The following is a 19,916-nucleotide window of genomic DNA, read 5'->3' on the forward strand; positions in this document are numbered from 1 at the left end:
TGAATATGAGGCACACCCATTATTTCTTAGACAAAAGCTGGTTGAGACCAATAAAGTAACCGATAACCGGAGATAACCCATACCCCATTATAATAACCGGGAAATTGCCAATAAATGCAGATAGCAGGGTGATAGAAAAATACACGCCTAATGAAAAAGACAACAAGCTATTGTTACCGGTACCCTGCACAAAAAAAGGTGCGGCTAATAACGCCAGTAATACAATTGCTACATACTGTAAGAATTTACTGATATGGCCAGCCATATAAACAATCCGCTCTACGTAATCCACCGGGGCAAGGCCGTCCAGGTTCAGCCATGTATAAAGGTTGGCAGCAGATACAAACAATATTAATAATACCTTGTGCAATGGGAGTTTGCAACGGCTCCACAACAGAAGCATTGCCGCAATTGAAAATGCTGAAACCTGCGATGCGTCTGGCTGCATAAGCAAAATAACAGTTACTATCGTAAATAAAACCAAAGGCCTGAGACTACTCCCCTGCCTTACAATCAGCATCAGAAAAACCGGGCAGGTTATCAGACCGGCATTCAGATTCAGGCCCCCTACAAAAACCCATCGGTGCACGCCAAACATATCTTTATTGAAAAAGGTAAGCAAAAGAAAACCAACAGATAAACCAGCTGCCAAATTAAGGTTGCGGGCGGGAAAAGTCTTTTGCCGGCTTTGGATAAACAAAGTTATAATAATACCCAAAATGGTAGCCGAAAGATTGGTAAGCCAGAAAACTATTGATACTCCATGATGATACATGATGTAGGCACCGAACAGACAAGCGGGTAAAGGAATGAGAGAGCGTCTGAAAACTCTCCACCCGGGTAATTTAATGGCCGACATATAAGAAAGCTAAATGGTTAAGGATTATCAGGAATAAGCATACGGGAAACATTTCATAAGAAACATTTCAGATTCAAAATTAGTGAAGCAAAACAGTAAAACCATTTACAACCCAACAAAAAAAATGGCTTTACGGCTCACAGATTTTATTCAGGGAGCCATAAAGCCTATTATACCTAAGAACAGATACTAATTAATCAATATCCGGTTTTTATATCATATACTTGAGTCTGATAACCTCTTTCTCGGTCAAAAAGCGCCACTTGCCTCTTGGCAAATCTTTTTTATTCAAACCTGCATAGGTGGTGCGGTCAAGTTTGAGTACTTCATAACCGAAATGCTCAAAAATACGACGCACAATGCGGTTTTTACCACTGTGTATCTCAATACCTACCACTTCTGCATCTGGTGTTACCAAAGCAAGGTCGTCTGCTTTTATGAAGCCATCTTCCAGGTCAATACCTTCTTTAATAGCATCAAAATGCTCGGTTGATATAGGCTTGTCAAGTTCAACCTGATAAATCTTTCTTATTTCATTAGAGGGGTGAGATAGTTTTTCAGCCAGTTCGCCATCATTTGTCAAAAGCAGCAAGCCCGTTGTGTTTCTATCAAGCCTGCCCACCGGATACACCCTTTCTTCGCAGGCATTGGCCACCAGGTCCATTACGGTTTTGCGCTCATTGGGGTCTTCGGTAGTAGTAATAAAATCTTTGGGTTTGTTCAGCAACAAATAAACCAGTTTTTCGCGGTTCAATATTTTTTTACCATATTTTACAACATCACTGGGTTTAACTTTGTAACCCATTTCGGTTATTTCCTTGCCATTAACCGTAATCTGACCTGAGGCAATCAGCTCGTCAGCATCACGGCGCGAAGCAATACCTGCATTTGAAATGTATCGGTTCAGTCTTATTAATCCATCAATATCTTTCTCTTCCTGTTCTACTTTACGCTTTACCCTGGGGGGCAAAGAGTTTTTCATTTTATCAAGATTGTAGTTAGGAGCAGCTACTTTAGATGCGCTTGCCTGGTTTTCTTTTCTTTCGCCTCTGGCTCCTTTGCTGTAACCTCTTTCTTCACGTCTGTCGTCACGTTTTTCGAATCGTGGTTTCTCTCTTTCAAATGGTTTTTTCTCAGCAAAATCACCTCCTTCTCTTCTAAACGACGGTCGTTCTGCGCGTTCAGTACCAAATGGCTTTTTGTCGCCAAAAGTACGTTTATTTTCAAATCCCCCTTCTGTTCTTTTCTGAAAAGGGCGGTCTGGGCGGTCGCTACTAAATGGTTTTTTCTCTCCATAAGGGCGTTTATTTTCGAACCCGTCATCCTCTTTTTTTACATAAGGACGAGCCGGACGCTCATCACCATAGGATTTCTTTTCACCGGATGGGCGTTTATTTTCAAATCCACCATCCTCTTTTTTCGCATAAGGACGAGCCGGACGGTCGCCACCATAGGATTTTTTCTCTCCATAAGGGCGTTTGCTTTCAAGTCCACCATCCTCTTTTTTAGTATAAGGACGAGCCGGACGGTTACCGCCAAAAGATTTTTTCTCTCCGTATGAGCGTTTACCATCTGTAGCTTTCTTTTCGAAAGGACGTTCTGATGGTTCAGAAGTAAAAGGCTTTTTAGCGCCAAAAGGTCTCTTTTCACCGAAACGTGGTTCTGAGAAACTTCTATCAAATCCTTCTTTTTTTGAAAAATTGCCTTTTGGTCTGGCGATGGAGTCAGTTCTTTTACTTGCGTAAGGACGTTTGTCGTCTGAGTAGCTTTTTTTATCCGAGCGTTGGTCGGACCTAGATGAGACCGGTTTTTCTTTACCCTCCGTTCTTGGTCTCCGGGGTCTTTCAGTATTCTTCATAAGTTTGCAGCATCACTGCTGTAATTAATTGATTATCAATTGCAAAGGTACAACAATAATACGAGATTCCTATATTACCTTAATTATTACTGTTCCACCGCTGTAAAAAACAAACGGGGCATCACCTGAGTTATGCCCCGTTGATATATTGTAACTTTAAACTTAAATAGGTTTAAAGATTAAATCTCTGTAATCCATCATCGACTTCCTGATTACCTCATGCGCACCTTCACGGCCATAAACATTAGATATTTCAATGGCATTTTTCTCGTCAGGTAAGCTTTTATAGGTAAGGAAATAGTGTTTCAGACGCGTAATGATAGCTTCCGGCAGCTCGCTGATATCCTTAAATTTCTGATAAATTGGGTCTGCTACCAGCACGGCAATGATTTTATCGTCAGCTTCGCCTTTGTCTAATAAACACAAACCGCCAATAGGTATAGCTTGTAATAAAATGTCACCATGCGGAATATGGTGGCTCGATAACACACAAATATCAAGTGGGTCACCGTCTCCCTCTGTTACTTTATCTGAGCCACGTTCGCGGGCCAGTTTTGCTACTTCCTCTCCGCAATAGGTTTGAGGAATAAACCCATATAACGAAGGAATAATATTTGAATATTTCTGAGGACGATCGATTTTCAAATAACCTGACTCCTTATCTACTTCATATTTAATGGTATCAGAAGGCACAATTTCAATAAATACTGTTACTGTTTCTGGGGCCTTTTCTCCAACAGGAATACCATGCCAAGGGTGTGCTTTGTAAACTGGCTTCATAAAAACTTGATTTTTGGGCAAAATAAATATAATTCTTCCGAAATCTAACACCGTTTTTTCTATGTAATTACATTTGGCAGAAACTTAATCTTAGATTCTATGAATTGTCCTGTAACAACTTTAACCAGTCATATCCTTTCCTGAAATTCGTACTGTGGCTTTACTTTTTATTCTTCCTTTGCCCGGGCTTCAAAATCTGTCTGCTGTCGCCTTGAAAAAGTTTATGTATAGTTTCTGATTAACAAAAAACACGAAACTATAACAACCCGACTTTTGTTTTAAAACGATAGGCTTACTGACCAGACTGTAAATTATGCTATACAAACTAACCTCAGAATACAAACCTACCGGTGACCAGCCAGTGGCCATAAAAAAATTGGTGGAGGGAATCAGGAATGGAGAAGAAACCCAGGTTTTACTGGGTGTTACGGGTTCGGGTAAAACATTTACCGTTGCCAATGTAATTGCCCAGCTAGACCGCCCCGTGCTGATACTAAGCCATAATAAAACTCTGGCTGCCCAGCTTTATGGCGAGTTTAAGCAGTTCTTCCCCGAAAACGCTGTTGAATACTTCATCAGCTATTATGATTACTACCAGCCGGAGGCGTACATTGCTACTACCAATACCTATATTGAAAAAGACCTGATGATTAATGAGGAAATTGACAAGCTGCGGCTTTCAACGGTTTCATCACTGATGTCTGGTCGGCGCGATGTAATTGTAATAGCATCGGTTTCATGTATTTATGGTGCAGGTAACCCCCATGAAATGAAGCAAAGCATTATTCAGATAAAAGTGGGCGAGCAGGTAAGCCGGAACCAGTTCTTGTATCAGCTTGTGTCGATACTTTATTCGCGTACGGAAGCTGAGTTTACGCGGGGGAATTTCAGGGTAAAGGGAGATACCGTTGATTTATACCCCAGTTACGCCGACTTTGCCTACCGTTTTATATTCTTTGGCGATGAGATTGAAGAAATACAGCGGATTGACCCCACCAATGGCAAAAAATTATCGACTGAAAAGCAAATAGCGGTTTTTCCTGCTAACCTGTTTGTAACCGGTAGAGATGTGATGCAAAACGCTATTCACGAGATTCAGGACGAAATGGTAAGGCAGGTAAAGTACTTTGAGTCTGACGGCCGCAGGCTGGAAGCGCAACGCATACAGGAACGAACCGAGTTTGACCTGGAAATGATGCGCGAACTGGGCTATTGCTCAGGTATAGAAAACTACTCACGCTTTTTTGACAGACGCCAGCCGGGCCAGAGGCCTTTCTGCCTGCTTGACTACTTCCCGGAAGACTTTATATTGGTAGTAGACGAGAGCCATGTATCAATGCCCCAGATTAGGGCCATGTGGGGAGGAGACCGGTCGCGCAAGGAATCGCTGGTGGAATACGGATTCCGGCTGCCATCAGCTATGGACAACCGGCCATTGAAATTTCAAGAATTTGAAGAGCTGATAGGCCAGGCCATTTACGTTAGCGCCACCCCGGCCGACTATGAGATAAGAAAAGCAGAAGGCGTGGTAGTAGAGCAGATTATCCGGCCGACCGGGCTGCTTGACCCTGAGATTGAAGTAAGACCAAGCATTAACCAGATTGATGATTTACTGGAAGAAATTCATTTAAGGGTTGAACGCAAAGAAAGGGTTTTGGTAACCACACTAACCAAAAGGATGGCCGAAGAAATGAGCCGGTATCTCGACAAAGTGGGTATCAAGGGCCGCTACATACACTCTGAGGTAAAAACTTTTGAACGGGTTGAAATCCTTCGTGAATTGCGCCTCGGCATTTTTGATGTTCTGGTGGGGGTAAACCTTTTGAGAGAAGGGCTGGACCTGCCTGAGGTATCGTTGGTTGCTATTATGGATGCCGATAAGGAGGGCTTCCTGCGTGATATCCGCTCGCTTATACAAACCATTGGTCGTGCAGCACGTAACGAAAACGGTAAAGTGCTGATGTATGCAGATACCATAACGGGTTCAATGGCAAAAGCCATTGAAGAAACTGAAAGACGCCGGGCCAGACAGATGGCCTACAATGAGGAGCATGGTATTACACCCAAAACGGTATTTAAAAGCAGAGAGGCCATTATGGAGCAAACCTCTATTGCCGACAGCCGCGCCAGCACCAAAACGTATTATATTGAACCACAGGAGGTTAGCATAGCCGCAGACCCTGTTGTAAGCTATATGAACAAAGGCCAGCTACAGAAATTAATGGATGAAACCCAGAAAAAAATGGAGCGTGCCGCCAAAGAGCTTGACTTCCTGGAGGCTGCCCGTTTCAGAGACGAAATGCTGCAATTGAAAGAAAAAATAGAACAGGTGCCTGCCTAAAAAATATCGATTTTAAACAATATAGGGGTTCAAAATTTTGAACCCCTACCGAGAATATCTTCATAATTCTATTGCTTATTCTTAAAACGGCAAATCATCGCCACCATCGCCGGCCATTTCAATAGGTGGTGGGGTTGGTACAGGTGCAGGTTTAGGTGCAAAATTGTTGCTGTTACCGTATGACGGCGCTGCGTCACTTTCTTCTGCATTACTGCTTCGGCCACCTATCAGCTGAATAGCCGTTCCTCTTACTCTGGTTGTATATCTTTCCTGCCCGTTCTGGTCAGTCCATTTTTCGGTTCTTATCTTTCCTTCAATGTAGGCCATGTCTCCCTTTTTCAGATACTGCTCAGCTACATTTGCCAGATTCTCCCAAAGCTCAATTCTATGCCATTCTGTTTGTTCTACCTTTTCTCCGTTTCTGTTGGTATAGTTCTCAGACGTAGCAATGCTAAAGTTTACTACTTTACCACCGCTTGGAAGCGTACGGACTTCGGGGTCAGACCCTAATCTTCCTAATAAAATCACTTTGTTTACTCCAGCCATTTTTTTATCTGTTTTGAATGTATGTCGTTTTGATCAAGAACAAATTTAATAAAAAACCATAATACTTTCTAAGATGCGCGTCCAATTGTTTGGTAATCAGACCGCAACCATTTTCAGCCCCTCAGCGCTACTTTTGAAATTCCTTATGTTGCTTTTTCAGGTACTTTTCTATCAGAACAGGCTTGGGCAAATCTTCCACTTCTTCCCACTCAAAAAAAGTGTAATTTGGCGGCAATGGCACATTCATGTTACCATCCACATCCAGATGCCAGAACCGCACCTCTATACGCTGGTGTGTCAGTATATGCCTGTAAACCTCAGATGTACTTCTGATAATAGCGTGTGGCAATAATGCCAGCAGAAAATCATTATCGGTTAATTCAATATCCATCAGGCTTCCTGGGCTTTCTAACAAATAAAAATCGTACAGCCCTTCCCAAATATCTTTTGGCCCGCGTTTGGCCATCAGTAACTTACCGGCCTTTTCAATTACAAAATAATCAAAGAAACGGTTGCGCACTTTTACTTTTTTCAGTTTCACAGGCAGTATTGCCTGCTTGCCTTGCAGGTTTGCCAGGCAGGAACCCTGAAAAATACAGAACATACAGCCGGGATTGACAGGTGTGCAATAAGTTGCCCCGAACTCCATCACCGCCTGATTGTGCGTACCCGGTTCCTCTTCTGAAATTAACTCGTTGGCCAGTTCGTTAAAAATCTTTTTTGCCTCATGGCTGGCTATGTCAGTTTCAATACCAAATACTCTGGCTAAAACTCTGTACACATTTCCGTCAACTACTGCCACTTTCTCGTTAAATGCAAAAGAGGCAATGGCAGCTGCGGTGTATGGGCCTATGCCCTTCAGTTTTACCAGTGCCGCATAATTATCCGGAAATATGCCATTGAAAGCACCTGCTATAATTTGGGCTGTCTGGTGCATATTTCTGGCTCTTGAGTAATAACCCAGGCCTTGCCACAGCCGCAAAACGTCTTGTTCATCGGCATTGGCCAGCGCTGTAACTGTTGGGTATTTCTCAACAAATTTATTGTAGTAAGGCATGCCCTGCACCACTCTGGTTTGTTGCAGTATAACTTCAGATAACCATATCTTGTATGGGTCGTTTGTATGCCTCCAGGGCAGGTCTCTTTGGTTACTGAAATACCATTTTCTGAGTACTTCGGAAAACGTTTGTCTTTCCAATTTTTATTGATGTTTTCTTAACAATCGCTTATTTTTTCTTTTTTAAAACGTTTGTTTTACCTTTAAAAAAAATATAACTCACTAATTATTAAGCAATTATATAAAAAAATACTAAAATGTTTTTGGGATACTAAGTTTAAAACCCATATCTTTGCAAACCCAAAATAAACCCAAAGAGTTTGGAGAGGTTGAATTAATAGAACTGAGCGTCTGCTTTTATTTTGTTTAATAAGTCCTTTCAATTCAATAGTTATCTTGGTAAAATTCAATATTAAAACCTTAAAAAATAAGTTACGATCGTGACTAAAGCAGAAGTAATTTCAGCGATTGCCGACAAGACTGGCGTGGACAAAGCAAGTGTATCATCTACACTTGAGGCATTTTTTAACACAGTAAAAGACACATTGGCACAAGGAGATGCTGTGTATGTCAGAGGTTTCGGAAGTTTTGTAAACAAGAGAAGAGCTGCTAAAAAAGCTCGTAACATTTCTGCTAAAACTACGGTAACCGTACCGGCTCACTCTGTTCCGGGCTTCAAGCCAGCCAAAGAATTTACGGAACAAGTGAAAGCCAACGTAAAATAATTTCATTGCCCGAAAGGGCTTATCGACCAATTGTGGGTAGTGCAATGCACTACCCACGGTTATCAGAAACTTATGAAAAAACAATTTTTGATTATAATTGTAGCAGCGATAGCCCTCACGGGCTTTCTTTATTATCGCCCTAAAGTGGTTGTTAAAAACGAGGCGAAGTCGAACCGTGATAAAGTAGCCGACAACAAAGGCCCTGCCACAGCAGACAACCACAAAGATGATATTGCCACGCAGGCGCCGAAGTTATCGCCGGAGCAGGAAAAACAAATTGCCGACCTGAAACAGAAGCTGACCACAGCCACTGACAAAAAAGCGGTTTATAACCAATTGGCAGAAACCTATGCACTTGGTAACAGATTTGACAGCGCCGCTGTGTATATAGAAAAAATTGCCCTGGCCGCACCGAGCACCGAAAACTGGATGAGGGCCGGTGATGCCTATTTACAGGCATATAATCTGGCATTGAAACCCGAAAACATTGAGTATCTGGCTAATAAAACCCGTAATGCCTATCATAAGGTTCTGGAGAAAAGCCCAAGACAGCTACAGGCCAAAACCAATCTGGCAATGACTTACGTACAGACAGACTCGCCTATGCAGGCCATTATGATGCTGCGCGAGGTATTGGCAGAAGAGCCCAACTACGAGCCGGCGCTGATGAACCTGGGTGTGTTATCAATGCAGTCTAACCAGTATGCCAAAGCCGCCGACCGTTTCAGACAGGTGTTGCGTATCAACCCTTCAAATGCCAATGCGCAGTTTGGTTTAGGATACAGCCTACTTGAATTAGGAGAGAAAGACCAGGCAAAAAAGATATTGCTTGACCTGAAAGAAAAAGTGAAAGACCCTACTTTATTGCAAGAACTCAACAAGACTTTGGAGAGTATAAAATAATTCACTATCTTTGCGGTTCGATAAAAAACACCGTGCCACGGTCTCCCCTGTTGAAAGACAGAGGAAAAACATATAAATAAATTATTGAATTAAATACCCCTTACCGACCAGGGGTTTATAATCTTTTACAATTATGCCTTGCGGAAAGAAAAGAAAAAGACACAAGATGTCAACTCACAAAAGAAAGAAACGTCTTAGAAAAAACCGTCATAAGAAAAAATAATCTTTCTTTACTTTGATAGTCATAGGCTCCAATAATTTGTGCTTATGACTATCAAAATCCATCATTTAGCCAAAACAATATCTAACCTCTTGATTCTACCTCAGTATTGAGCAACGAATTATATATCAGTACCACACAGAAAGGTGACAGGATAGCCCTAGTACAAGACAAAAGGCTACTTGAATATCACTTTGATGAGACGGAACACCAGTTTTCCGTCGGAGATATCTATTTGGGTGTAGTTAAGAAAGTTGTACAGGGCAACAATGCTGCCTTTGTAGACGTCGGCTACGATAAAGATGGTTTTCTGCACTATAACGAAATCATTTCGTACAATTCTCTCAGCAAATTTGTTAAAGACGTTATTGCCAAACGTCCTGTTAATCTTCGTCTGAAAGGTTTTCAACTTGAAAAAGATATAGACAAATTAGGTAAGATAAACGAAGTTGTTACCAAGAATACCCCTATTCTGGTGCAGGTTGTGAAAGAACCTATTTCTACTAAAGGCCCGCGGCTATCGTGCGACATCTCGATTGCCGGCCGGAACATCGTTCTGGTACCTTTCAGTACGTCTGTTAATATCTCCAAGAAAATCACTAATAAGCAAGAGCGTCAGCGTTTACATAAGCTGGTGTCGTCTATCAAACCTGAAAACTTCGGGGTGATAGTAAGAACCGTAGCCGAAAGCAAAGACCTTGACGAATTGAAGAGAGATATTGATTTTTGTGTTGACAAGTGGGAGTCGGGGATGAAAAATCTTCGGGATGCCAAACCTCGTGACCGCATCATCAGCGAAATGGATAGAGCTTCTTCTATTCTGCGTGATATGCTGAACGATGATTTCGACAATATCTATGTTGATTCGAAAGAAAATTTTGATGGTATCAAGAGCTTTTTACATACCATTGCCCCAGAAAAAGAGAAGATCCTGAAGCTCCATACCGGAAAAACAAAGCTTTTTGAGCAGTTCGGTATAGAGAAACAAATTAAGTCTTTGTTTGGCCGCTCGGTAAGCCTACCAGGTGGAGGGTACCTGATTATTGAACACACTGAAGCGCTTCATGTAATTGACGTAAACAGTGGCAATAAATCAACACAGGAGGGCGACCAGGAGTCTACCGCGCTCACCGTTAACCTTGAAGCAGCCAAAGAAATTGCCCGCCAGTTGCGCATGCGCGATATGGGTGGTATTATAGTGGTTGATTTCATTGACATGAAGAAAAACGAAAACCGTCGTTTGATTCAGGAAGCAATGAAAGAAGAAATGAAAGGCGACAGGTCTAAATATACCATTCTGCCTATTTCTAAGTTTGGCCTGCTACAAATTACCCGCCAGCGTGTACGCCCCGAAATGAATATTGTAACCCGCGAAACCTGCCCAACCTGTGGCGGTACGGGTACAATTCAGGCAAGTATTGTTATTACCGATTTGATTGAAAATAATCTGGACTATATCCTGTCGAAACAAAACGAGACAGGCATCAGCATTATTCTGCATCCGTTCGTTTACGCTTACTACCGTGAAGGTATCATTTCAAAACAAGTGAAGTGGTTCCTGAAATACCGTACCTGGATCAAACTCGTAAAAGATTCATCTATTGGTATCACCGAGTTTCATTTCATCAACAAGCACGGGGATGAAATCGAAATAAGCTAACTATTCCTTTTTCTTACTGCATTTTTATTTCCGGCACATCTGTTTATGTGGGTTGTTTGCTATTAATTTTAGGCATAAATTGCTTTAAATTATATTCAACCCATGAACCGCAGAGACTTTATCCAGAAAAACACAATGGCTGGCTTTGCCATTGCAGCGTCACCAGTTATCTCACAGGCCAACCCTGCCCCTGAAAAAGAAGATACACGCCTTTACTGGGCAAAATTACTTTATAAAATTGCCGAACCCGTTCTTAGGAATCTGAGCGAAGGCACCTTGCAAAAAAACTGGCAGGTAGAACTGAGCCCAATCTGGGACAACCGCAATGCCAAAGTTGCTTTTCTGGAAGGCTTTGCCCGTACCATGACAGGCATAGCCCCCTGGCTGGCCCTGCCGGATACTGATAATGAAGAAGGCAGACTACGCAAAAAACTAAGAACTTATGCACTGGGCAGTATTAAAAACAGCGTTGACCCGGCAAGCCCCGACTACATGCTCTGGCGAAAAGAAGGGCAAACATTGGTAGATGCCGCCTTTCTGGCACAGAGTTTCCTGAAAGCGCCTGAGGCACTCTGGCAACCGTTGGATGACACCACCAAAAAGCGGGTTATTGAGGAATTCAGATTGCTGCGCAGGGTTGTGCCGGGCAATAATAACTGGCTTTTGTTCTCGGCTATGGTTGAGGTATTTTTACAATTTGCGGGTGAAGAAGCAGACCGTTTCAGAATAGATTACGGGCTCAGGATTATTGAAAGTTTTTATGTGGGCGACGGCTGGTTTAAAGATGGAGAAGTTTTTCACATGGACTATTACAACTCGTTCGTGATTCACCCAATGATTGTAGATGTGCTTGACACTCTGCTGAAAGTACAAAAAAGGCAGTGGCCGGATAGAAAAAATCAGGCTCTTGAAGACCAGCATACCAAAGCCGTAAAAAGAATGCAGCGGCAAGCCGATTTTCTGGAAAGATTGATATCTCCCGAAGGCTCATTTCCTCCATTTGGTAGAAGTATCACTTATCGCTTAGGTGCATTTCAGGCATTGGCGCATACGGCACTTTTACACCAACTACCGGAAGGTGTAAGCCCGGCACAGGTACGCTGTGCAATGACAGCCGTTATGAAACGGATGTTCGGCCAAGAGGGTGTTTTTGATAAAGCCGGATGGCTGACCCTCGGTTTTGCAGGGCATCAGCCGGGCATTGCTGATTCATACTCTAACGCGGGCAGCATGTATCTCACCTCTTTGGGATTCCTGCCTTTGGGCTTGCCCGAAACCGACCCGTTCTGGTCGGCACCTGATGAAGAATGGACCCAGCAAAAAGCATGGTCTGGCAAGCCATTTAAAAAAGATAAAGCAGTAAGCTACTGATTAGTAACTAAACGGCATCCTGAAAAACTTAGTTGAGGAAGATTTCATCAACAAAAAACCAACCCGGCTTACCTTTTTCCGGATGCCACTTAGGCAATTTCGGTAGTGGCTTCACTACTACTTTTATTACTTTATATTCTCCGGGTCTGATCGGCACATTAATACCCATGTTTACAGCATTCTGCATTTTATCAGGCTGCTCCGGTACTATTTTCTGAAGTTTCTTGAGGTCTGCCTCACTGCTTCCCCCCCATACTTCAACAGTAGCAGGCGGCATAATGTGCGACCCCGGCTTCATTAAATAGCTCAGGGTTATCATGCTTAAAAACGTTGACTTCTTAAATTTCAGCAGGCTCACAAAATCTTCCTGCTGGTAACCCAGCCAAGCCGCATCGCCGTGGTTATCGTTCGGGCCTTTCTTTAAATCTATCAGGTTCCTGGCGCCCTTGCCTGCATACTGCGGCTTGGGTAAGGTAAGCAAAAGGGCTGTATCAGCTACAAAGCCAGCTTTAAAGAAAGTGTAAGATACTCTGTTACTTGCAAGCCATCCATCTTTGGTGGCCATCGCTTTTAAACGGGTATAGCTATCAACAACCAATGGTTTGGTGTATATCGTTCCGGTGGTTGAGTCAGGGTCTGTGCCATCTAAAGTATAATGAATCTGCACATTCTTTAACGTATGCTTTAGCTCTACCGGTATGCCTTTTTTAAGTATAAAATCTTCATTCACCAGAATCGGCGGATTCAGTTTCAGTACTTCTTTCGGATTCCCCCTGTAACCTGTATCAAATACAACCCCCGGATACTTTTTAGCAAATTCTTGAATTGCCACCGAATCTAACGAAGTATTCCATACGAAAACTTCTTTTAAAGCTGGCAACACCATTAATTTTTGTAGTTGGGCTTTTCCTACTTTTGTACCCGACAACGTAACAGAAAATAATTTTTTGTTTTGTGCAAGCTGGTCTAAAGTAACACCTGAAATATCAGTCTGATTCAGATTGAGTTTTTCAAGATTTCTGAATTGGGCAATCAGCTTAACATCTTCGTCTTTCACAGGCATTTTTGACAGGCTCAGTTCTACCAGCTGCTCTTTTACTTTAGCCAGATTCTCAAGCGATTTTTTATCGAATTTCCGACTGACAAAAAACTCGGCCTCCAATGCCGGAGACCCGGCTGCCAGCGGACTTACCACACAAAAAGGGGTATTAACGTCTGCCAATGTACTTTCAGATGCCTCGGCGAAATCGTAAGTTTTTATACTATTGCCACTGCCAGCCATTTTCATGGCCAATACCCTGGTTTTTGATGCCTCCGGATAATCCTTCACCGTTTTTTTTATGTTGGCGCCTTCCTGTATCCAAGCACTCAATAAGGCAATTTCTTCAAAAGTCAGCTGTTCTTTGCCTTTAGGCGGCATGTGCTCTTTTTCTTCAAGCGGTAAGTGTACCCTTTGCAGCAATAAGCTATGCAGGGTATCTCCGGCTTTCCATAAAGCGCCATGCTTACCCCCTTTCAGTATTTTTTCTATGCTGCTCATGTTCAGTTCTCCTTTTACTTTCTGGTCGTTATGACATGCCATACATTTCTTTTCCAGAATCGGAACAATAGAGACAGCATATAGATTGCTTTCATTCGAAAAATCTGACGATTTCTTTTTATTCTCAAAGGCTTCCAGTACATAGTTCTCACCATGCGTGATAGCCGCCCCATAGTGACCTGCTAAAATGAAAAGCACCAAACCGCATACTGACAGGTATTGAAATAACCTGGTCTTTTTTTGGCTCAAATCTTCATAGTACCAGGTTAAAGCATAAGTAAATACACTCACACCTACACCTGTCCACTTATGCCATTGCAAAAGACCGGCATCGTATCCTCCCTCTCTCGACAGGAAAAAACCCATCAAAGCAGCAATACATGACGTAAGCGCCGTAATGATGAGCATCAGCCTCACAAAGAATGCATAGCTTTTGGGTTCAATTTCTTTCTTTAGCAGTATTATGAGTGCCAGTATAATTGAAAACCCGATTGGTAAATGCAGCAGCATTGGGTGAAGCCTGCCAAACGGACTTACCCAAAGAGGCACCTTTACCCTTTCTTCAAAAAAGAGCAGAAAAATGAGCAGTAAATTACAAACTAGTAAAAGATACGAACTTGCTTTATAGAAACGATTCATCGAAGTGTTCAGGGTGCAATAGATGTTTCAGACAGGTGGAAAATCAGGCTATGATACCGGGCACCAGCTTACCGGCCACGTCGGTGAGCCTGTATCTTCTGCCTAAATGCTTATAAGTCAGCTGCTCATGGTTAAGACCCATCAGGTGCATCACAGTGGCATGGAAATCGTGTATATGCACGGGGTCTTTAACTATATTGTAACCAAACTCGTCTGTTTCTCCATAAACTATGCCGGGTTTTACCCCGCCGCCCGCCATCCAGATGGTGTAGGCTCTGGGGTGGTGGTCACGGCCATAATTATCTTTTGTAAAGTTTCCCTGGCAATAATTAGTTCTGCCAAATTCGCCTCCCCATATCACAAGCGTTTCGTCTAACAGTCCTCTTTGTTTTAAGTCCATTATCAAAGCTGCCGACGAACGGTCAACGTCTTCGGCCTGCAACGGCATTTCGTTGGGTAAATTACCGTGCTGGTCCCATCCCTGATGATACAACTGCACGAAGCGCACGCCCGATTCAGAGAGTTTTCTTGCCAGCAAAGCATTGGCCGCATAAGTACCCGGCACCAGGCATTCAGGGCCATACATTTTTACGATATGGTCTGGCTCTTTTGATAAGTCTGTCAACTCAGGCACAGCCGTTTGCATGCGGTAGGCCATTTCATATTGCTGCACTTTGGCCTGCACTTCGGGGTCGCCGTTGTTCTCAAAGCCCAGATTATTAAGTTCTGCCAGTTTATCCAGCATACGCCTGCGCGATTCTTTATCAATACCTTCTGAATCTTTCAGATACAGAATCGGGTCTTCTCCGCTACTGAACACCACGCCCTGATGGGTAGAATCAAGAAAACCGTTTGTCCACAGTTTTGAGTAAACCCCTTGCCCGTTGCCTCTTCCGCGCGACAATAACACGCAAAACGCAGGCAGGTTTTTGTTTTCACTACCTAAACCGTAGCTCATCCAGGCACCCATGCTCGGGCGATTACCAACCTGTGCTCCTGTCTGGAGGAAAGTCAGCGCGGGGTCATGATTAATGGCCTCGGTATTCATGGTTTTTATGATACAAAGCTCATCCACAATCCTGGCCATGTTGGGAAACATATCGCTTACCCATGCACCAGACTGACCGTATTGCTTAAAACCAAAATAAGACCCAACCAGCGGAAATTTGGTCTGGTTGGCGGTCATACCAGTCAGCCTCTGCCCTCCTCTGATTGACTCGGGCAGGTCCTCACCTGCCATTTTATTGAGCAAAGGTTTATAATCGAAAGTTTCAAGCTGAGAAGGTGCACCATTCTGAAACAGATAAATTACTCTTTTGGCTTTGGGTGCAAAGTGAGGCAAGCCAAGCGGCAATTGCGCCGAGCTGTCATCTCCGCCCCTGAAGAGGTCAGGAATCATCAATGAGCCCAAGGCCAAACTACCCAGGCCCACGGCCGATTTGCTCAGAAAATGCCTGCGGTTAATATTCAATCTGTTTTTGAAAAATTCGTTTTCCATCAGTGAAAATTAAAATCAGTAATTGGTAATCCAAAACGGCTAAATGCGGGTAATGGCTTCTTCCATGTTATACAACATCTGAATAGTTTGCATCAAAGCAGCGGCCGAAGCCTTGTCTTTTACTGCTTCATGTGTGTATTCACCTATATTAAGCAGCCTTTCGGCTCGTTTTATATCTTTTTTAAGTAAACCTGACTCTTGCGCAAAGTACTGCTTCACAATGGTCATTTCCTTTTCGGTCGGCTTTCGGCAAAGCACCTTTCTGAAAGCCTTTTCCAGTTTTGTGTCATAGTTACCGCTTTCAATTGACAGCTTTTCAGCCATTACCCTTGAGCCTTCAATCATCTGTGGGTCGTTCATCATTACCAGTGCCTGCAAAGGCGTATTGGTACGCACGCGCTGCACCTCGCATTGGTCGCGGTTACTGGCATCAAAAATAAGCATGGCAGGTGGCGGAACCGTTCGTTTAATGAACACATACATACCACGCCTGTACAGGTCAGATTCATGGTCCTGCACATATCTTGACAGCGTTCCGCGGCCAGAGGTTGCCACTTCCCACAACCCTTTGGGTTGATACGGTTTAATACTTGGCCCGCCGATTTCTTCATTTAGTATGCCACTGCTTGACAAAACATAGTCGCGTACGTTTTCTGCAGGTATTCGAATGCGAGAACTCCTTGCCAGATAAATATTCTCAGGGTCGGTGTTAAGATGTTTCTTTGTTACCACTGAAGCCTGCCGGTAAGTGGCCGACATTACCATCTTTTTTACCAGCCGTTTGACATTCCAGCCTTTTTCTCTGAAATCAACCGCCAGCCAGTCGAGTAATTCGGGGTGAGACGGCAGTTCACTCTGCATCCCGAAATCGCCCAATGTTTTTACAATACCTCTGCCAAAAAACTGCGCCCACAGGCGGTTCACATATACCCGTGCCGTTAAAGGATTTTTAGGGTCAAGCATCCATTTGGTTAGTCCCAGACGACCTCTTCCGTACTTTACGGTATCATAAGGCATTACTCTTTGTGGCAGGCCAAAGGTTACGGAGTCGCCGTGCGAATCATAATTTCCGCGGTTCAGTACATAGGTTGTCCGGGTTTTGGTAGTATCTTTCATTACCATTACCATCACTTTTGCGGTGTCTTTTTTATTGATAAACTTCAATAAAGACTTTACGTCTGCATCGGTTATAGCCATGTTCGGCGGGTCGGCAAAAGAGGCATCTATGGTTCCGAAAAGACCCTTTTCAGGCACCTGGTTAAAGAAAGCAAATGTGCGGTAATAATCTTTCTGAGAAATCGGGTCATACTTATGGTCGTGGCATTTAGCGCATTCAAATGTCAGCGCCAGAAAAGACTTGCCGAAGGTATTGGTGCGGTCGGTTACGTATTCAATCCGGTATTCTTCGTCAATTACCCCGCCTTCCTGTGTTATTTTATGATTTCTGTTAAATCCGGTTGCCAGTAGCATTTCTTTTGAAGGTTTACCGCTTCCGTCCGGATTCGGCAGCAGGTCGCCGGCTAATTGCCAGCTCAGAAACTTACTGTAAGGATAATTCTCATTAAAGGCATGAATCACCCAGTCTCTCCAGGGCCACATGGTACGCAGCCCATCGTCCTGATACCCGTGCGAATCGGCATAACGGGCTACGTCCAGCCAGTAGGTAGCCATTTTCTCACCGTAGTGCTTGCTCTTTAATAGTTCGTCTACAATTTTTTCATACGCATTTGGCGATGTATCTTTCAGGAAACGGTCTTGCAAGTCTACACTTGGCGGCAGGCCGGTTAAGTCGAGGCTTACGCGTTTCAGCAACTGTTCTTTGTCTGCCTCATCATTGGGTTTCAGACCCTTCTCGCGCATTTTGTCATACACAAAATTATCTATCTCGTTCACCACCCAATCTTCATCGGCTTTAGGCACCGTTGTTTTACGTGGTGCAATAAATGCCCAGTGTTCTTTATATTTTGCACCCTGCTTAATCCATTTTTCTATCAGGTCTATTTCATGCCGGGTCAGTTTCAGGTTTGATTCAACCGGAGGCATCAGTTGGCTGGAGTCTTTGGCAGTAATTCTGAGAAACACTTCTGACAAATCCGGATTCCCGGCCACAATGGCATGTGCCTTTGGGTTGTCTTTCAGCGCAGCATACGCGCCTTCCGGGGTATCCAGGCGCAGGTTCGCTTCGCGGGTTTTGGCGTCGGGGCCATGGCACTTAAAACAGCGGTCGGATAGTATCGGGCGGATATGAAAATTATAGTCTACCTCATCTGGTATAGCCGATGTTTCTGCTGAAGCGCTGGTGCAATTCCAGACCACAGAGGCAATGCCAACCGTAATAAGGCAAAGAAGAAATAGGTATTTAATTTTTACGGTTAAAGTTTTCATTAAGGGTGTTTGAATAGAGATGGCCCAAAAACAAAAGTAGTATTTTTTGTAGAAAAAATGAAATTATTTAAAACATTATTAAATTATTTTAAAAATTCATTTTTACTCATTTACAAAGCTGTTTTCTGCAAAAAATTGGCTCCAGAGGCCATATTTTATAATTTAATTGAATAGATTTTAATAATTACGCTAAAGTAGACAGAACGACTATCCGATTGCACCAAAAAATCAGTTTTTTAGATGCAAAACCTAAAAAATTATATTTAATTTTAGTGATTCCTCTTATATCATTCGCAAACTTATGAACCATCTACGCCGCAGAAATTTCCTGAAGCTATCTTCCGCGTTTTCGCTGGCGCCTGTCTTTGCTGCCAACGCTTTTACAACTGAAAACCCACCTGTTGACGTGCCACCTGCCACCGTTAATTTTGTATCAGATGGGCTTGTACTTAATGCGGCAGCTTATTCACAATTACTGGCAGATATTACCAAAAAAAAGAACCTGACGGCCGACTATTATTCTCAGAACGGCTGCGTAGAAGAGCTGGAAACAAAAATGGCAAATCTGCTGGGCAAAGAAGCCGCCGTTTTTATGCCAACGGGTACATTGGCTAATCATCTGGCCATACGGACGCAGGCAGGAAAAAACAGCAGGGTAATTCTTCAGCACGAAAGCCATGTGTATAACGATACAGGAGATTCCACTCAGATACTCTCCAATCTTAATCTGGTTCCTTTAGGTTTAGATAAGGCAACCTTTACGGTTGAAGAAGTAAGCGAGGTGCTGAAAAGAACAGCAGGTGGCAGAGTGGCTTCTAAAGTAGGGGTTATTTCTATTGAATCGCCTGTACGAAGGAAAAACGGCCAATTGTTTGATTATGAACAAATGCAACAGATTTCAGCTCTTGCCCGAACCAATAACATTAAAATGCACCTTGATGGTGCGCGGTTATTGCTGGCTTCTGCCTATACAGGTATAAGTCCGGCTGCTTATGCCTCATTATTTGATACCGTTTATGTCTCGCTTTACAAATATTTCAATGCGGCATCAGGGGCTATTCTGGCTGGGCCAAAAGAACTGATAGCCCCAATGTATCATGAAAGGCGGATGTTTGGAGGCGGTTTGCATCAGGTCTGGCCTTTTGCAGCGGTGGCCTTACATTATCTGGATGGTTTTGCCGACAGATATGCCAAAGCTGTAAACATTGCCGAAGACCTGATAAAAAACCTCGAGGCGCATGGGGCATTTAAAATTGAGCGGATTACCAACGGAACCAATATTTTTAAGCTGACAGTGAAAGGCATAGCCCCAAAAACATTTGCAGAAAACCTGAAGAAAAATGGTATTACAGCCAGGCCAAATGAAAGCAATGGTTTTAATCTTCTGGTGAATGAATCATTGTTGAGTAGTAATGCCTCTACCTTGGCTCAGGCGTTTGTAAATAGTTTGAAATGAATGTTCTTCATCAAAAATCACCCAATGAATTGGGCGACTATCTAAACAAAGGTTATTTTTCATACGTCAATACCGACT

At 43.2% G+C, this 19,916-nt stretch carries 14 protein-coding genes; 6 read left to right on the forward strand and 8 right to left on the reverse strand.

Annotated features, from left to right (window positions below; all coding sequences use genetic code 11):
* Positions 1-19 precede the first annotated feature (19 nt).
* From C0V77_RS19350 to C0V77_RS19360, 3 genes are all read right to left on the reverse strand, one after another.
* Positions 20-859: a hypothetical protein gene (locus C0V77_RS19350; protein ID WP_143706134.1), complete on the reverse strand. Its 840-nt coding sequence runs from the start codon at positions 857-859 to the stop codon at positions 20-22.
* Positions 860-1,070: 211 nt separating this feature from the next.
* Entirely contained in the window at positions 1,071-2,717 is a 1,647-nt protein-coding gene (locus C0V77_RS19355) for a pseudouridine synthase (RefSeq protein ID WP_101728030.1), read from the reverse strand.
* 162 nt (positions 2,718-2,879) lie between these two features.
* Positions 2,880-3,497, reverse strand: a complete 618-nt coding sequence (locus C0V77_RS19360) for an inorganic pyrophosphatase (RefSeq protein WP_101728031.1) — start codon at positions 3,495-3,497, stop codon at positions 2,880-2,882.
* 313 nt (positions 3,498-3,810) lie between these two features.
* Between C0V77_RS19360 and uvrB the strand changes: the two genes are divergently transcribed.
* Positions 3,811-5,838: an excinuclease ABC subunit UvrB gene (uvrB, locus tag C0V77_RS19365; RefSeq protein ID WP_101728032.1), complete on the forward strand. Its 2,028-nt coding sequence runs from the start codon at positions 3,811-3,813 to the stop codon at positions 5,836-5,838.
* An 81-nt stretch (positions 5,839-5,919) separates the two neighbouring features.
* On the opposite strand, the gene C0V77_RS19370 is transcribed toward uvrB, so the two are convergent.
* Together C0V77_RS19370 and mutY are read right to left on the reverse strand one after the other, a co-directional pair.
* Positions 5,920-6,384 (reverse strand): single-stranded DNA-binding protein, encoded by a 465-nt coding sequence (locus tag C0V77_RS19370; RefSeq protein WP_101728033.1) that lies wholly within the window; start codon positions 6,382-6,384, stop codon positions 5,920-5,922.
* Between the two features lie 127 nt (positions 6,385-6,511).
* Entirely contained in the window at positions 6,512-7,582 is a 1,071-nt protein-coding gene (mutY, locus tag C0V77_RS19375; protein ID WP_101728034.1) for an A/G-specific adenine glycosylase, read from the reverse strand.
* Between the two features lie 299 nt (positions 7,583-7,881).
* Here mutY and C0V77_RS19380 point away from each other — a divergent pair, with 299 nt between their 5' ends.
* The 4 genes from C0V77_RS19380 (at position 7,882) to C0V77_RS19395 (ending at position 12,320) form a co-directional block, all read left to right on the forward strand.
* Positions 7,882-8,166: an HU family DNA-binding protein gene (locus C0V77_RS19380; RefSeq protein ID WP_101728035.1), complete on the forward strand. Its 285-nt coding sequence runs from the start codon at positions 7,882-7,884 to the stop codon at positions 8,164-8,166.
* 72 nt (positions 8,167-8,238) lie between these two features.
* Positions 8,239-9,069 carry a tetratricopeptide repeat protein gene (locus tag C0V77_RS19385; RefSeq protein WP_143706135.1) on the forward strand — a complete coding sequence of 277 codons (831 nt, stop codon included), beginning with the start codon at positions 8,239-8,241 and terminating at the stop codon, positions 9,067-9,069.
* Between the two features lie 329 nt (positions 9,070-9,398).
* Complete coding sequence (locus C0V77_RS19390; protein WP_101728037.1) at positions 9,399-10,949, forward strand: Rne/Rng family ribonuclease; 1,551 nt, start codon at positions 9,399-9,401, stop codon at positions 10,947-10,949.
* A 102-nt stretch (positions 10,950-11,051) separates the two neighbouring features.
* Positions 11,052-12,320, forward strand: coding sequence for a DUF2264 domain-containing protein (locus C0V77_RS19395; RefSeq protein WP_101728038.1), 1,269 nt, complete (start codon positions 11,052-11,054; stop codon positions 12,318-12,320).
* 28 nt (positions 12,321-12,348) lie between these two features.
* Here C0V77_RS19395 and C0V77_RS19400 read toward each other — a convergent pair whose 3' ends face one another.
* Genes C0V77_RS19400 through C0V77_RS19410 form a run of 3 tightly spaced genes read right to left on the reverse strand, consistent with a single transcriptional unit; the run spans position 12,349 to position 18,382 of the window.
* A complete protein-coding gene (locus C0V77_RS19400) occupies positions 12,349-14,499 on the reverse strand; it encodes an FN3 associated domain-containing protein (protein ID WP_101728039.1) in 2,151 nt (716 codons plus the stop codon).
* 43 nt (positions 14,500-14,542) lie between these two features.
* Positions 14,543-15,997: a DUF1501 domain-containing protein gene (locus tag C0V77_RS19405; protein ID WP_101728040.1), complete on the reverse strand. Its 1,455-nt coding sequence runs from the start codon at positions 15,995-15,997 to the stop codon at positions 14,543-14,545.
* A 39-nt stretch (positions 15,998-16,036) separates the two neighbouring features.
* The gene (locus tag C0V77_RS19410) at positions 16,037-18,382 is read right to left on the reverse strand and encodes a PSD1 and planctomycete cytochrome C domain-containing protein (RefSeq protein WP_101728041.1); all 2,346 of its coding nucleotides are present in this window, start codon (positions 18,380-18,382) and stop codon (positions 16,037-16,039) included.
* Positions 18,383-18,683: 301 nt separating this feature from the next.
* Here C0V77_RS19410 and C0V77_RS19415 point away from each other — a divergent pair, with 301 nt between their 5' ends.
* Entirely contained in the window at positions 18,684-19,838 is a 1,155-nt protein-coding gene (locus tag C0V77_RS19415) for a low specificity L-threonine aldolase (RefSeq protein WP_101728042.1), read from the forward strand.
* The last annotated feature ends 78 nt before the right edge of the window (positions 19,839-19,916 follow it).

Origin of the sequence: Emticicia sp. TH156 (assembly GCF_002855535.1) — a bacterium.
GTDB lineage: Bacteria > Bacteroidota > Bacteroidia > Cytophagales > Spirosomataceae > Emticicia > Emticicia fluvialis.

Coding starts and splice junctions, on each gene's coding strand:
- C0V77_RS19350 (WP_143706134.1), bottom strand. CDS start 859: ATGTCGGCCATTAAATTACCCGGGTGGAGAGTTTTCAGACGCTCTCTC.
- C0V77_RS19400 (WP_101728039.1), bottom strand. CDS start 14,499: ATGAATCGTTTCTATAAAGCAAGTTCGTATCTTTTACTAGTTTGTAAT.
- C0V77_RS19395 (WP_101728038.1), top strand. CDS start 11,052: ATGAACCGCAGAGACTTTATCCAGAAAAACACAATGGCTGGCTTTGCC.
- C0V77_RS19370 (WP_101728033.1), bottom strand. CDS start 6,384: ATGGCTGGAGTAAACAAAGTGATTTTATTAGGAAGATTAGGGTCTGAC.
- C0V77_RS19405 (WP_101728040.1), bottom strand. CDS start 15,997: ATGGAAAACGAATTTTTCAAAAACAGATTGAATATTAACCGCAGGCAT.
- C0V77_RS19410 (WP_101728041.1), bottom strand. CDS start 18,382: ATGAAAACTTTAACCGTAAAAATTAAATACCTATTTCTTCTTTGCCTT.
- uvrB (WP_101728032.1), top strand. CDS start 3,811: ATGCTATACAAACTAACCTCAGAATACAAACCTACCGGTGACCAGCCA.
- C0V77_RS19355 (WP_101728030.1), bottom strand. CDS start 2,717: ATGAAGAATACTGAAAGACCCCGGAGACCAAGAACGGAGGGTAAAGAA.
- C0V77_RS19415 (WP_101728042.1), top strand. CDS start 18,684: ATGAACCATCTACGCCGCAGAAATTTCCTGAAGCTATCTTCCGCGTTT.
- C0V77_RS19360 (WP_101728031.1), bottom strand. CDS start 3,497: ATGAAGCCAGTTTACAAAGCACACCCTTGGCATGGTATTCCTGTTGGA.
- C0V77_RS19385 (WP_143706135.1), top strand. CDS start 8,239: ATGAAAAAACAATTTTTGATTATAATTGTAGCAGCGATAGCCCTCACG.